The 14,526-nt window shown below is 61.0% G+C and carries 12 protein-coding genes and 3 tRNA genes; 1 reads left to right on the top strand and 14 read right to left on the bottom strand.

The window, feature by feature from the left end; all coding sequences use genetic code 11:
- The coding region (gene ilvA, locus BUB69_RS23635; RefSeq protein WP_141121895.1) for a threonine ammonia-lyase, biosynthetic at positions 1–950 on the top strand (950 nt) is incomplete at its 5' end.
- Between the two features lie 84 nt (positions 951–1,034).
- Here ilvA and BUB69_RS23630 read toward each other — a convergent pair.
- From BUB69_RS23630 to BUB69_RS23565, 14 genes are all read right to left on the bottom strand, one after another.
- Positions 1,035–1,856 carry a DUF2242 domain-containing protein gene (locus tag BUB69_RS23630; protein ID WP_073171355.1) on the bottom strand — a complete coding sequence of 274 codons (822 nt, stop codon included), beginning with the start codon at positions 1,854–1,856 and terminating at the stop codon, positions 1,035–1,037.
- A gap of 220 nt (positions 1,857–2,076) precedes the next feature.
- A tRNA-Asp gene (locus BUB69_RS23625) sits at positions 2,077–2,153 on the bottom strand.
- Positions 2,154–2,268: 115 nt separating this feature from the next.
- A tRNA-Asp gene (locus BUB69_RS23620) sits at positions 2,269–2,345 on the bottom strand.
- A gap of 65 nt (positions 2,346–2,410) precedes the next feature.
- Positions 2,411–2,486, bottom strand: a tRNA-Val gene (locus BUB69_RS23615).
- A 139-nt stretch (positions 2,487–2,625) separates the two neighbouring features.
- Entirely contained in the window at positions 2,626–3,408 is a 783-nt protein-coding gene (locus BUB69_RS23610; protein WP_122697413.1) for an SDR family oxidoreductase, read from the bottom strand.
- Between the two features lie 32 nt (positions 3,409–3,440).
- Positions 3,441–4,652 carry an O-succinylhomoserine sulfhydrylase gene (locus tag BUB69_RS23605; protein WP_073171349.1) on the bottom strand — a complete coding sequence of 404 codons (1,212 nt, stop codon included), beginning with the start codon at positions 4,650–4,652 and terminating at the stop codon, positions 3,441–3,443.
- 20 nt (positions 4,653–4,672) lie between these two features.
- Positions 4,673–6,181: an amidophosphoribosyltransferase gene (gene purF / locus BUB69_RS23600; protein ID WP_004884541.1), complete on the bottom strand. Its 1,509-nt coding sequence runs from the start codon at positions 6,179–6,181 to the stop codon at positions 4,673–4,675.
- Positions 6,182–6,193: 12 nt separating this feature from the next.
- Entirely contained in the window at positions 6,194–6,781 is a 588-nt protein-coding gene (locus tag BUB69_RS23595; RefSeq protein WP_024685204.1) for a CvpA family protein, read from the bottom strand.
- A 129-nt stretch (positions 6,782–6,910) separates the two neighbouring features.
- Positions 6,911–7,570, bottom strand: coding sequence for an SPOR domain-containing protein (locus tag BUB69_RS23590; RefSeq protein WP_073171345.1), 660 nt, complete (start codon positions 7,568–7,570; stop codon positions 6,911–6,913).
- Complete coding sequence (gene folC, locus BUB69_RS23585) at positions 7,554–8,858, bottom strand: bifunctional tetrahydrofolate synthase/dihydrofolate synthase (protein ID WP_073171342.1); 1,305 nt, start codon at positions 8,856–8,858, stop codon at positions 7,554–7,556. The genes BUB69_RS23590 and folC overlap by 17 nt, the downstream gene beginning before the upstream one ends.
- Positions 8,855–9,775 (bottom strand): acetyl-CoA carboxylase, carboxyltransferase subunit beta, encoded by a 921-nt coding sequence (gene accD, locus BUB69_RS23580; RefSeq protein WP_073171339.1) that lies wholly within the window; start codon positions 9,773–9,775, stop codon positions 8,855–8,857. Before accD ends, folC begins: the two co-directional genes overlap by 4 nt.
- Positions 9,776–10,027: 252 nt before the next feature.
- Entirely contained in the window at positions 10,028–10,648 is a 621-nt protein-coding gene (locus BUB69_RS23575; protein WP_073171336.1) for a phosphoribosylanthranilate isomerase, read from the bottom strand.
- Between the two features lie 60 nt (positions 10,649–10,708).
- Entirely contained in the window at positions 10,709–11,533 is an 825-nt protein-coding gene (truA, locus tag BUB69_RS23570) for a tRNA pseudouridine(38-40) synthase TruA (RefSeq protein ID WP_073171332.1), read from the bottom strand.
- Positions 11,534–11,687: 154 nt separating this feature from the next.
- A complete protein-coding gene (locus BUB69_RS23565; RefSeq protein ID WP_073171328.1) occupies positions 11,688–14,519 on the bottom strand; it encodes a motility hub landmark protein FimV in 2,832 nt (943 codons plus the stop codon).
- Positions 14,520–14,526: the final 7 nt, after the last annotated feature.

Raw genomic sequence — 14,526 nt, 5'->3', positions numbered from 1 at the left:
ACGTCAAATACTTGCGACCCGACATCAAGGTGATCGGTGTCGAGCCTGACGATTCCAACTGCCTGCAAGCCGCCATGGCCGCAGGCGAGCGGGTGGTGCTCAGTCAGGTCGGGCTGTTTGCCGATGGCGTGGCAGTGGCGCAGATCGGTCATCACACCTTCGAGGTCTGCCGCCATTACGTGGACGAAGTGATCACCGTCAGCACCGACGAGATCTGCGCGGCCATCAAGGACATCTACGACGACACCCGTTCCATCACCGAGCCGTCCGGCGCGCTGGGCGTGGCCGGGATCAAGAAATACGTCGAGCAGCGCGGGATCAGCGGCCAGACCCTGGTGGCGATCGATTCCGGGGCCAACGTCAACTTCGACCGCCTGCGTCACGTGGCCGAACGCGCCGAACTGGGCGAAGGCCGCGAGGCGATCATCGCCGTGACCATCCCCGAGCAGCCGGGCAGCTTCAAGGCCTTCTGCGAGGCCATCGGCAAACGGCAGATCACCGAATTCAACTACCGCTACCACACCGACCGCGAAGCCCACATCTTCGTCGGCGTGCAGACCCACCCGGAGAACGATCCGCGCCGCGCGCTGATCGCCAGCCTGACAGGGCAAGGTTTTCCGGTGCTGGACCTGACCGACAACGAACTGGCCAAGCTGCACATCCGCCACATGGTGGGCGGGCACGCCGAGCGGGTCAGCGATGAAGTGGTGCTGCGCTTCGAATTCCCCGAGCGTCCCGGCGCGCTGTTCGACTTCCTCAACCGCCTGGGCGGACGCTGGACGATCTCGATGTTCCATTACCGCAACCATGGCGCAGCGGATGGGCGGGTGGTCGCAGGGTTGGTGGTGCCGGAGGACGAGCGGCACCTGGTGGACCAGGCGCTGACCGAGATTGGTTATCCCTACTGGGATGAAAGCGAGAACCCGGCGTATCGGTTGTTTTTGGGCTGACGCCTGGCGTGAGCGTGCAGGTCTTACATGGGCTTGAGCCGGGACGCAAAGCGTCCCGGGCGGCATCCCATGCAAGTGAAGCAGCTACTGCGCTGCTGGCTGAGTCTCGACCGGAGCTGGCGTGTTCGTCTCGACCGGTTGAGCCTCGGGCGGGGTCACCGTTTCAGCCTTGAACGAGGCTGGCTCGTTCGGGGCTGGCACCGGCTCACTGGCAGCAGGCGTGGCCGGTTCGGCCACTGGCTCAGCCTTGGGGGCTGTTTCGACCGGTTTCGGCGCCAGCGGTGCGGGCTCTTCAGCTTTGGGGGTCGCAGCAGCAGGCGCCGCTTCAGGCACACCCAGATCAGCCTTTGGCTTCTCGACGATATGCGCCGCCTGCTTCACTTCCGGCGGCAGGAAGTTTTCCACCAGCCCAAAAAAACGCTCGTAGAACTTGGCCGAGGCAACCGTCTCGCTGGCCACCTTGACCATCGAATCATCGGTGGAGCCAATGGGCATCGACACCGATCCCAGCACCCCGACGCCAAGGCTGGCGGAGTTATTGGTTTTCTTCAGTGCATAGCGGTCTTGCAGGGCATTGGCGAACATGGTCGAGCTGCCCGCCGTTACGTCGGCCGCACAGACCAGGTTAAAGCTGATCTCGATGTGCGTCTCGCCCGTTTGCTGGAAGCTCTTGCGTCCGCTGATCATCTTCGGGTCGCTGCTGGTGATGATGTAGCCCTGACTCAACAGGGCACGACGCCCGGCCTCACAGGACGACACGTCGGTTGCCGGATAACTGCGAGAGAACGTCCCGGCATCGTCAAAGTGCTCGTGGTCATAGACCGCCTGCTTGGGCGATGAACAGCCGGCAGCCAGGAGCAGCATTGACACACCGCAGGCGGTACGCACGTTCAGTAACTTAAGCATCGATAATCCTGAGCAAGGAAATGACTGCCAGCAAGACTGCAAACTGGAAAATGGCGACAAGTCTGCAACAAGGCTGGCGCAGGATCAACGCGCAGCTCGAAAGGATTCGATACAAGGCGCGTCACACTCAATGAACGCAGTAAATTGCAGGCAACAAAAAAGCGACCCTAAGGTCGCTTTTCTGTTGCTTCAAGGAGTTCAAGGGCCTTGAAGCTTTGTATGGCGCAGCGGACGGGACTCGAACCCGCGACCCCCGGCGTGACAGGCCGGTATTCTAACCGACTGAACTACCGCTGCGTATCGCTTGTAAACCTGTTTGAAACAAACCTTCGGTAGTTTGTTTCCTGTACATCAGGGTGAATGACTTGAGCCGTTCAATCCTCAGACCCGGCTAACCGAATCTGTACAAATATGGCGCAGCGGACGGGACTCGAACCCGCGACCCCCGGCGTGACAGGCCGGTATTCTAACCGACTGAACTACCGCTGCGCAGTGTGGACTTGCGTCCGATTCAACTTTGAAAGCCCTCGTGTATCAGCTTTCAAACTCAACGATGGTGGGTGATGACGGGATCGAACCGCCGACCCGCTGCTTGTAAGGCAGCTGCTCTCCCAGCTGAGCTAATCACCCTTTGCTTCGTTGAGGCCGCGAAATTTACGCACCTAACGAACCTAAGTCAATAGCCTGATTGAAGTTTTTTTAAAAACGCTTCAATCGCACTCCGCACATCAACCGCCAAACACACCCGCTCACCTACCCGAACGTGGAACTACTCGGCGTACACCATCTTTCGGGTCATGCCACCATCGACAACGAATTCCTGCCCGGTGACAAACCCGGCATTACGGGAAAGCAACCACGCCACCATTGCCGCGACGTCTTCCACCGTACCCACCCTGCCCGCTGGGTGTTGCGCGTGATCAGCCTCTGACAAAGGTTCAGCGCGTCGCAATGACGGATCGCGCGCGTCGATCCAGCCAGGGCTGACCGCGTTGACACGAATCTCCGGCCCCAGACTGATGGCCAGCGCGTGAGTCAGAGCCATCAACCCTCCCTTGCTGGCCGCATAAGCCTCCGTATCGGGCTCGGACTGCCTGGCGCGGGTCGAGGTCAGGTTTACGATGCTGCCGCAGTGAGCGCGCAAATAAGGGGCACAATGCTTGGCCAGCAGCATGGGCCCGCCAAGATTGACGCCAAGCACGCGATTCCAGTGCGACAGCTCAAGGCTTTCCAGTGTGGTGTTGTGCGGATCGGCAATCGCCGCATTGCACACCAGCGCATCCAGCCGACCGAAGCGCCTGAGCACCTCGGCCACCCCTGCTGCAACCTGCTCCTCGCTGGCGACATCCATGGCGATGAACAACGCATTTTCGCCCAGCACATCGGCCACTTTCGAACCACGGATGCGGTCCAGATCCGTCAGCACCACCTGCCAGCCTTCGGCGATCAGCCAGGCTGCGATACCCAGGCCGATACCCCGTGCAGCGCCGGTAACCAGCGCCACACGACCGTTATGGGTGCTGGAGAATTTCATCGCCCAGTCGTCGCTCATGCCCTCACTCGCGCCGCTGCTCACATCGTCAGTCACAAGGCCGCCAGGCCCAGCGCCAGATCGGCCTGCAGGTCTGCGACATCTTCCAGCCCTACCGCCACGCGGATCAGGCTGTCACGTATCCCGGCCGCTTCGCGCTCGTGCGGTGCCAGACGACCATGAGACGTGGTGCTCGGGTGAGTGATGGTGGTTTTGGTGTCACCCAGGTTGGCGGTGATGGAGATCAGTCGCGTGGCATCGATGAAGCGCCACGCGCCATCCTTGCCGCCCTTGACCTCGAAACTCACGACTGCGCCGAAACCCTTCTGCTGACGCTGGGCCAGCTCATGCTGAGGATGGCTCTTGAGACCGGCGTAGTGGACCTTCTCGATGCCCTCCTGCTGCTCCAGCCACTCGGCCAGCGCCTGAGCATTGGCGCAATGAGCGCGCATGCGCAGGTTCAGGGTTTCGAGGCCCTTGAGGAAGATCCAGGCATTGAACGGGCTCAGGGTCGGCCCGGCCGTACGCAGGAACCCGACCACTTCCTTCATCTGCTCGCTACGGCCGGCAACCACACCGCCCATGCAACGACCCTGGCCGTCGATGAACTTGGTCGCCGAATGCACGACGATGTCTGCGCCCAGCGACAGCGGCTGTTGCAACGCCGGCGTGCAGAAGCAGTTATCGACGATCAGCATCGCGCCCTTGGCATGGGCGACTTCTGCCAACGCGGCGATGTCCACCAGCTCAGCCAACGGGTTGGACGGCGACTCGACAAACAGCATTTTGGTGTTGGCCTTGATCGCCGCATCCCAACCGCTCAGGTCCGCCAGCGGCACGTAGTCCACCTCGATACCGAAACGCTTGAAGTACTTGTCGAACAGGCTGATGGTCGAACCGAATACGCTGCGCGACACCAGAACGTGATCGCCGGCACTGCACAGACTCATGACAACCGCCAGGGTCGCCGCCATACCGGTTGCGGTGGCGACAGCCTGCTCTGCGCCTTCCAGCGCCGCCATGCGCTCTTCGAAGGAGCGCACGGTCGGGTTGGTGTAACGCGAGTAAACGTTGCCTGGCACTTCACCGGCGAAACGCGCGGCCGCGTCGGCGGCCGTGCGGAACACGTAGCTGGACGTGAAGAACATCGGGTCGCCATGCTCGCCTTCCGGCGTGCGGTGTTGCCCGGCACGTACGGCGAGGGTATCGAAGCCCACGCCTTCAAGGTCGCTGTCGAGCCGACCTGCATCCCATTCCTGAGTCATGCCGCTACTCCTGAAAACAATTAATTGTTGTACAGATCGATGATCGCGCTCACTGCCTGGGTCTTGACCTTGGAGGCGTCGTTACGCGCCTGCTCGATCTTGTTCAGATAATGCTCGTCGATGTCACCGGTCACGTACTTGCCGTCGAAGACCGAGCAATCGAAGTTATCGATCTTGATCTTCTTGCTGCCACTGACCGCTTCGATCAGGTCATTCAAGTCCTGATAGACCAGCCAGTCGGCACCGATGAGGTCGGCAACGTCCTGAGTGGAACGGTTATGAGCGATCAGCTCGTGAGCACTCGGCATGTCGATGCCGTAGACGTTGGGGTAACGCACCGCCGGAGCGGCCGAACAGAAATAGACGTTCTTGGCACCGGCTTCACGGGCCATCTGAATGATCTGCTTGCAGGTCGTGCCGCGAACGATGGAGTCGTCAACCAGCATCACGTTCTTGCCGCGGAACTCCAGCTCGATGGCATTGAGCTTCTGGCGCACGGACTTCTTGCGTGCAGCCTGACCCGGCATGATGAACGTACGGCCGATGTAGCGGTTCTTGACAAAGCCTTCGCGAAACTTGACGCCCAGGTGGTTGGCCAGTTCCAGAGCAGCCGTGCGGCTGGTATCGGGAATCGGGATGACCACGTCGATATCATGATCCGGGCGCTCGCGCAGGATCTTGTCGGCCAGCTTCTCGCCCATGCGCAGACGCGCCTTGTAGACCGAGATGCCGTCGATGATCGAATCCGGACGTGCCAGATACACGTGCTCGAAGATGCACGGCGCGTACTTTGGATTGGCTGCGCACTGACGGGTGTGCAGCTTGCCGTCTTCAGTGATGTAGACCGCTTCGCCGGGCGCCAGGTCGCGGATCAGCGTAAAGCCCAGCACGTCGAGCGAAACGCTTTCGGAGGCGATCATGTACTCGACGCCCTCGTCGGTATGACGCTGACCGAACACGATAGGACGAATGGCGTCCGGGTCGCGGAAGCCAACGATGCCGTAACCTGTGATCATCGCCACCACCGCGTAACCGCCACGGCAACGATTGTGTACGTCCGTCACGGCCGCGAAGATGTCCTCTTCGGTCGGCTGCAACTTGCCGCGAACAGCCAGCTCATGGGCGAACACGTTGAGCAACACTTCCGAGTCGGAATTGGTGTTGACATGGCGCAGGTCAGATTCGTAGATCTCCTTGGCCAGTTGCTCGACGTTGGTGAGGTTGCCGTTGTGCGCCAATGTGATGCCGTAAGGCGAGTTGACGTAGAACGGCTGGGCCTCGGCCGAGGTCGAGCTGCCCGCTGTCGGGTAACGCACATGACCAATGCCCATATGCCCGACCAGACGCTGCATATGGCGCTGGTGGAACACATCACGCACCAGTCCGTTGTCCTTGCGCAGGAATAACCGGCCGTCGTGGCTGGTCACAATACCGGCAGCATCCTGGCCGCGGTGCTGGAGGACGGTGAGCGCGTCATACAGCGCCTGATTGACGTTCGACTTACCGACGATACCGACGATGCCACACATGCGACACAACCCCTACTTAGTGGAACTGGATTTACCGAGCACATCCTGCGGCAGTGTAGACGGCAGGATCTGCTCCTTGAACGGCAGATCAGCAGGTACGCTGATGCCGCTGGCGAGCCACTTGCTGGACATCCCGAGAATCAGGTTTTTCGACCAGTCAGCGACCATGAGAAATTGCGGCACCAGCCTTGACTGCTGCCACCATTGATCCTGTTGCACCGGCCCGAGACTCAACAGCCCGACCGCTACAACGACAAGCAGGCCCCCGCGCGCCGCGCCGAAGACCATACCCAGAAAACGATCGGTCCCGGAAAGCCCGGTGACGCGAATCAGTTCGCCTATCAGAAAGTTGACCATGGCGCCGACCAGCAAGGTGGCGACAAATAGAATGGTGCAGCTCGCGATCACGCGGGCCGAGGGTGTTTCTATGTAATTGACCAGGTACTGCGACAGCCCCGCACCGAACATCCAGGCCACAACACCTGCAATGATCCACGTCGTCAACGACAATGCTTCTTTTACGAAGCCGCGTTTCAGACTGATCAGGGCGGAGATGGCGACAATTCCCAGAATTGCCCAGTCAACCGGAGTAAATGGCACGTTGCAGCCTGCAGACAGATAAGGCGGCGCATTTTAGCAGAGCGCCTGCCTGCCGGTAAGCAGCGATTATCGGCAGGCAGCATTTTCCATAGAAACAGTGTTGCAGAGCGTTGGAACAGGCCGGGCCGATCAGCCCTTTTCGGGCTGGAAGCGCACCACGATACCCTTGAGTTTCTGTTGCTTGTCCAGTTGATCACGCAGGCGATCAGCCTCGGCACGCTCGATCAGAGGCCCCACGAATACACGATTCACACCATCGGCAGTGCGGATGTAGGCGTTATAACCCTGAGTGCGCAAGGTCTTCTGCAGGTTGTCGGCGTTCGCACGGTTCGACATGCTGGCCAACTGTACCGACCAACTGACCGACAGCCCGTTGGCATCGACGCCACTGGGTGCAGCCTTGGCGACCGCTGGAGCAGCAGGTGCAGGCGTCGGCGCGGGTGTCGGTGCGGGTTTTGTTGCAGGTTTGGCGGCCGGAGGCGTGGCCGCCGGGGCTGTCTGCGTAACCGGAGCGGGCGCAATCGGCATCGAAGGGGGTTGATTGCTGACGGCCATGTCGGCATCGCCAGGTACCGGCTCCTGAGGCAATGCCTGGGGCTCGGGAACGGAAACGGGGTCGACCTGTATCTGCGTGCTGGCAGGTGCCTGCGGCGCAGTGGGCGCCTGGACCTGCACGGAACGGGCTTCGTCCTCGCGCGTGAACAACATCGGGAGGAAGATCACTGCCACAGCGATCAGCACCAGAGCGCCCACCATCCGCTGCTTGAATACGTTATCCAGCAAAGCCATTTGCAGCTTCCTCGTCGGTGTGCCGGGCCAGCCATTCCAGGGCCTCGCTCACACAGTAAAAAGATCCGAACAGCAGAATTTCGTCATCGGGCGTGGCATGCGCGCACTGAGCCTCCAGTGCAAGGGCGATGCTTGAGTAAGACTTCACGCGAACCCCAAGGTTCTCCAGAGCCGCATGCAATTCAGCGGCAGGCCGACTACGGGACGTGGGCAGCGGCGCAACCGCCCAGTCCTGAATGCTGGAAGCCAGTTCACAGACTACACCTTCAAGATCCTTGTCAGACAGCAGACCGAACACCGCCAGACGCTCGCCGACGATCGGCTGTTGCGCCATGCGCTGCGCCAGAAACTGTGCCGCATGGGGATTATGACCGACGTCCAGAAGCAGGTTGATCGATCTGCCATGCCAATGAACAGTGCGCCGATCCAGGCGACCGGCAAGCCGGGTCGAGGCCAGGGCCTCGCTGATAACCTCATGCTGCAAGGGATAACCCAGTAGCGCATAAGCCTGAAGCGCCAGCGCCGCGTTCTGCATCGGCAGGTCGAGCAGCGGCAGGCCGTGCAGTTCGATCACTTCGCCATGAGCGAAGCCGCGCCAGTCCCAGTCCTGCTGATTAACGCAGAGGTCGAAGTCACGACCGCGCAACAGTAACGGACATTTCAGCTCACGCGCCTTGGCCAGCAGGGGCTCAGGCGGGTCGAGATCACCGCAGATCGCCGGACGACCGGCACGAAAGATACCGGCCTTCTCGAAGGCAACCGACTCGCGCGTATCACCTAGCCAGTCGGCATGGTCGATGCCGATGCTGGTGACCAGCGAGATGTCTGCATCGATCAGATTCACCGCATCCAGACGACCACCCAGGCCGACTTCCAGCACGACTGCATCCAGACGAGCCTGCTCGAACAGCCAGAACGCCGCGAGTGTGCCCATCTCGAAGTAGGTCAACGTGACATCGCCACGCGCGGCTTCGACCGCCACGAAGGCGTCGCACAATTCCAGGTCGGTCGCCTCGACGCCCTGCACTTTCACCCGCTCGTTGTAACGCAGCAGGTGCGGAGAGCTATAGACCCCGACTTTGAGACCCTGAGCCTGCAACAGGGCCGCGACAAAGGCGCAGGTTGAACCCTTGCCATTGGTGCCCGTTACCGTAATGACCCGAGGCGCAGGGCGCGTAAGCCCCAGTTGCTGCGCCACCTTTCTCGAACGATCCAGCCCCATGTCGATGGCAGAAGGATGCAGTTGCTCAAGGTAGGCGAGCCAGTCGCCAAGGGTCGACGGGGTCATAGCGTGGCCGGAGCCGGAGGCACGACGATAGGCTCAAGCACCGGCGCCACGAACTTGGGCGTCGGCAGGTTCATCATCTGCGCCAGCAGGTTGCCCAGGCGCGGACGCAACTCACTGCGCGCGATGATCATATCGATTGCGCCGTGATCCAGCAGAAACTCGCTGCGCTGGAAGCCTTCAGGCAGTTTCTCGCGAACGGTCTGTTCGATGACGCGTGGACCGGCAAACCCGATCAGCGCTTTGGGCTCGGCAACGATGACATCGCCCAGCATCGCCAGACTGGCGGAAACGCCACCGTAGACCGGGTCAGTCAGCACGGAGATAAACGGCAGGCCTTCTTCACGAAGACGCGCCAGAACGGCCGATGTCTTGGCCATCTGCATCAGGGAAATCAGGGCTTCCTGCATGCGCGCACCACCGGAGGCGGCGAAGCAGATCATCGGGCAGCGGTTTTCCAGCGCGTAATCGGCGGCGCGCACAAAACGCTCGCCAACGATGGCACCCATCGAGCCACCCATGAAGGAGAACTCGAACGCCGAAGCGACGACAGGCATACCCAGCAGCGTGCCGCTCATGGAGATCAGCGCATCTTTCTCACCGGTCTGCTTTTGCGCAGCGGTCAGGCGATCCTTGTACTTCTTGCCGTCACGGAATTTCAGACGGTCAACCGGCTCCAGATCGGCGCCCAGTTCAGCACGGCCTTCGGCATCGAGAAAAATGTCCAGGCGGGCGCGCGCACCGATGCGCATGTGGTGATTGCACTTGGGGCAGACATCCAGGGTCTTTTCCAGCTCAGGCCGATAGAGCACTGCTTCGCAGGACGGGCACTTGTGCCACAGCCCTTCAGGAACCGAACTCTTCTTGACCTCGGAACGCATGATCGATGGGATCAGTTTGTCTACCAACCAGTTGCTCATGCTTTATCTCTCCAGTACCGGTGTGGCTCGAACGCATGGCGCTTACACGCCAGACGCATGCCCTTAGCTAAATGTGTTTATTTGGCGATGAGAAGGGAGAACGGTCGACCGCCGGCCTGACCTGCACACCCTCTACCACGGTTTTTTTGCAACAAGGAGGGTGCGCACAGACACCCTCCTCCACTCAATTCGACCCGCAAGACTTGCGGCGGGAACAGGCTTATGGACGGCGGCCGAACCGCAACCGTCACATCAGGCACTGTGGACTGCACTCATGAACGCGAGAATCTTTTCGCGATCCTTGATGCCTTTGCTTTTTTCGACACCGCCGCTGACATCAACCGCGTACGGCTTGACCTGGGCAACGGCCTGCGCCACGTTGGCCGACGTCAGCCCGCCCGCCAGAATGATCGGCTTGCTCAGTTCATTCGGAATCAAGGCCCAGTCGAACGTCTCCCCCGTACCGCCCGGCACGCCCTCGACATACGTATCGAGAAGAATGCCACGCGCATTGCGATAGGCACGGCAGGCCTGTTCGATATCGTCACCCGCCTTCACGCGCAACGCCTTGATGTAGGGACGATGATAGCCGTCGCATTCTTCCGGTGTTTCGTCGCCGTGAAACTGCAGCAGATCCAGCGCAACAGCGTCCAGCGTTTCATTGAGCTCACAGCGACTGGCGTTGACGAACAGCCCGACCGTGGTAATGAACGGCGGCAGTGCGGCGATGATCGCGCGCGCCTGTTGCACATTCACAGCCCGCGGACTCTTGGCGTAAAACACCAGCCCGATGGCGTCAGCACCCGCCTCGACTGCAGCGAGGGCATCTTCTATGCGGGTAATCCCGCAGATCTTGCTGCGAACGGCTGACATATGGTGAAAACCTCAGACCTTTCGGAAAGTCCCGGATGTTAGCAAAAGCACGTCAGGCCGTCAGCCTTCAAGTTCGGCGAACCCGGTAAGAAAATGCGGACCGATGTAGCGCTCGGGCAAGGGGAACTGCTCCCGGTACTCGACCTGCACCAGATAAAGCCCGTACGGATGAGCCGTGACACCGCCGGTACGACGTACTTTGCTTTCCAGCACGTCACGCGCCCACTCGACCGGACGCTCGCCGGCACCGATGGTCATCAGCACGCCGGCAATGTTGCGCACCATGTGATGCAGAAAGGCATTGGCGCGCACATCGATGACAATCATCTTGCCGTGCCGGGTCACGCGCAGGTGGTGCAGCTGCTTGATCGGTGATTTGGCCTGACACTGCCCGGCCCGGAACGCACTGAAATCGTGGGTGCCCACCAGATGCTGAGCGGCCTGGGCCATACGGCTCACATCCAGCGGACGATGATTCCAGGTGATTTCCTGCCCCAGATGCGCCGGGCGGATCTGATCGTTATAGATCACATACCGATAGCGGCGAGCGATGGCCTTGAAACGGGCATGAAAATCGGCAGGCATCACACGTGCCCAGGTCACGCTGATATCGTGAGGCAGGTTGATGTTGGCGCCCATGACCCACGCCTTCATCGAGCGCTCGGCCATCGTATCGAAATGCACCACTTGCCCGCATGCGTGAACACCGGCATCCGTGCGTCCTGCGCACATGAGCGAAACGGGCGAGTCGGCCACTTTGGACAAGGCATTTTCCAGGGTTTCCTGCACGGTCAGCACGCCGGAGGCCTGACGCTGCCAGCCGCAATAGCGCGACCCTTTGTACTCCACGCCCAGCGCGATTCGGGAAAAGCCCTCGGCAGCCATCTCGGCGGCCGGGTTATCTATGTTCGCCAAGGTGTTACAGCCTGTCGGTTTGCGAAAAGTCGGCCATTATACGGCCGCCAAAAAAAGACGCCACACCGGGCGCCAAATGCAGACGGCCGCATCAGCGGCCGTCTGTGGTCAGGCATCGTTCGAATCAGGCAAGACGCGAGAGCATGTCGCGCGCTTCGCTCTTCTGCCCATCGTCACCCTCGCTGACGACCTCATCCAGAATGTCTCGCGCGCCATCGGCATCACCCATGTCGATGTAAGCACGTGCCAGATCCAGCTTGGTGGCCGCTTCATCAGTGCCTGCCATGAAATCGAAGTCCGGCTCGTCATCCAGCGCCATCGCGTCTTCTGCCGTAAACCTTGGCTCATCCAGCGGCGGATGCTCAAGGTTCTGCGAAAGACGGTCCAGCTCGGCGTTCACATCATCGATTTCAGAAGCAAATGCCTGGCTGGCCTGATCCGATTCGATTTCGTCAGCCAGCGACAGATCAAAGTCCTCCGGCAACTCCAGGTCATCGCTGACAGGCGCAGCAGCAGTCGGCTCGACAGGGCTGTCACCAAGACCGAGCAGGAAGTCGTCCTCGTTCTTGAGTGCCGGATCCTCTTCAGTCAGGTCCAGATCGAAATCGGCCAGATCATCAGGTGTTGCTGCCGCACGAGCAGCTTCCTGTTCCTGCATGATGGACTCGAAACTGAGCTCATCGTCATCAGGTGTTGCCGCAACCAAAGGCTCATCCAACAACAGATCATCCGGGTCGGTCACCGTCGGCACTGCTGCCGCTGATGGCTCCTCGAACTCATCCAGACTCAGGTCGAAGTCATGGTCAAAATCATCTTCAGCGGCGTCTGACCGAGCAACCAGCGGCTCAGGCTCGCTGACCTCAGGGGCGGCAACCGGTTCGGGCTCGGGCTCGGCTTCCGGCTGATCAGCGTCATCGGCCAGCAGTTCTTCCACATATTTGGCATCAAGTTCAGCAGCCAGCGCTGCGGCACTGGCCGCTGCCGCGACGGCTGCAACCGGTGCTACCACAGGCGCAGTTTCAACCACTGTGGGCGCCACGACAGGCGCCACAGTGTTTCGGGTCGAGTGTGGATCTTCTAGCTGCTCGCCCTCAGCTTCACGCTTTCCCGCTGCCACCAGTTTACGTTCGTGAGCGGCATAGGCCTTGTTGTTGCCCTGCTCGGCGTAGATTTCCATCAGCTTGAGACGAATGTCATCACGCTTTGGATCGTCCTTGACCGACTCTTCGAGCAGTTCGACAGCCTGGTTCATACGCCCGTAGGCGATATGGATTTCGGCCTGCACCAGCGGATCGGCCGGTCGCTCACGCGCCGCGGCGGCCACCGAACCTGCGGCAGTCGCCGCTCCCATCCGCACATTAGGTGGTGGAACGTCCAGTCCGTCAAAGCTGGCAGGAGGAGCATTCATGTCCATGTCGGAGACGAACTCGGACTCTTCAGCCAGTGCACGCGCCATGCGGCGATGCTTCTCGGCCTCAGCCTTCGCGGCACGACGGCGCGCCAGAAACAACAGCAACAGCGCAAGGATCAGCAACACTGCGCCGCCGATGAGCCCCAGCAACACAGGGTTGTTGAGAACCTTCTGCAGCGCGTCTTCATCCTCTGGAACAGCGACCGGCTCAACTGCCAGAGGCTGATCGGACGCCGGTGTGGCGACCTGCGCAGCACCGGCAGGCAGTGCGTCTTCAGGAGCGATTTCACCCGCAGGTTTTACAGGCGCACCATTGGCATCAACCAGTGAGGCGGGTACCGCTGCGTTGGCAGGGGTGGTTGCACCTGGCGGCGTGCCAGCAGGCGTGGCGGCCGGTGGAACAGCGGCGCCGGCCGCCTGCATCTTGGCCAACTGACCGTTCTTGAGTTCAATCAGACGCTGCAGCTTGTCCAACTGGCTCTGCAAATCATTCATGCGGCTTTTCAGCTCGGCATTGTCGCGCCGCGAGGTATCCAGCGCCTCCTGGGCAACAGCCAGCTTGTTGCTCACATCGCTGTCGCCTGCAGCACCTTTGGCAGCAGGCTTGCCGCTGGCCGAGACCAGGCTGAGGTTATCCGGTGTATCGACCCGGGACGGCGCAGCACCGGCACGATCACGACGCGTGGCATCGACCTGGCGAGTGCCGGTCGGCAAGCGACGCCCTTCCCGCCAGGCGCTGTACTGTCTGGAAACCTCGGCAACGGCCTGCGGCTGTGGCAAGGCGGTGGTCTGCTGGGGCGTGGGCAGGCGCAGCACCTGACCTTTTTTCAGGCGGTTGATGTTGCCGCCGATGAAAGCTTCAGGATTGAGCGCCTGAATGGCCAGCATGGTCTGTTGCACAGTACCGCCGGTACGAACCTTGGCCGCGATTTCCCACAGCGTGTCGTTGTTGGCGGTCACGTACTGGCCCTGCTTGTCGGCAGCGGGTGGCGGCAAGGCCGCGTCCGGCGATGCAGGGGGCTGGGCAGGCGTGGCAGGCGCCGGGGCTTCTGCAGCCGGGGCGACGCTTGCCAACTGCGCAGGAGCGCCAGCGGCCGGTGCCGCGGGAGCAGGCGCAGCGGCAGCAGCGGCCGCTTCAGGGGAAAACTTCGGCGGATCCAGCAGCAGGCTGTACTCGCGCAACAGGCGTCCGTTGGGCCAGAGCACCTGAATCAGAAACTTGACGTAAGGCTCACGCACCGGCTTGGTGGACGTAATGCGCAGCACGCTCTTGCCGCTGGCATTGATGACCGGGGTGAAACTCAGATCGTTGAGAAACGCCTGGCGAGTGATGCCCGCCTGAGCGAAGTCGGCCGTCGTCGCGAGGCTTGGCACCACCTGCGCAGCGTTGACCCCTTGTGCATCGGTCAACTCGATCTCGGCTACCAACGGCTGGTTCAGGGTCGACTTGACAGACAATTCCCCGAGCCCCAACGCCTGCGCCATCCCTGATGACAGCGCCGAAGCCGCAGCGATCGCTAATACCAGTTTACGAACCTGAACCATAGCCCAT

Source organism: Pseudomonas asturiensis (genome assembly GCF_900143095.1).
Taxonomy (GTDB): domain Bacteria; phylum Pseudomonadota; class Gammaproteobacteria; order Pseudomonadales; family Pseudomonadaceae; genus Aquipseudomonas; species Aquipseudomonas asturiensis.
The sequence above is the reverse complement of the archived record's forward strand: the minus strand, read 5'-3'. Positions and strand labels throughout refer to the sequence as shown.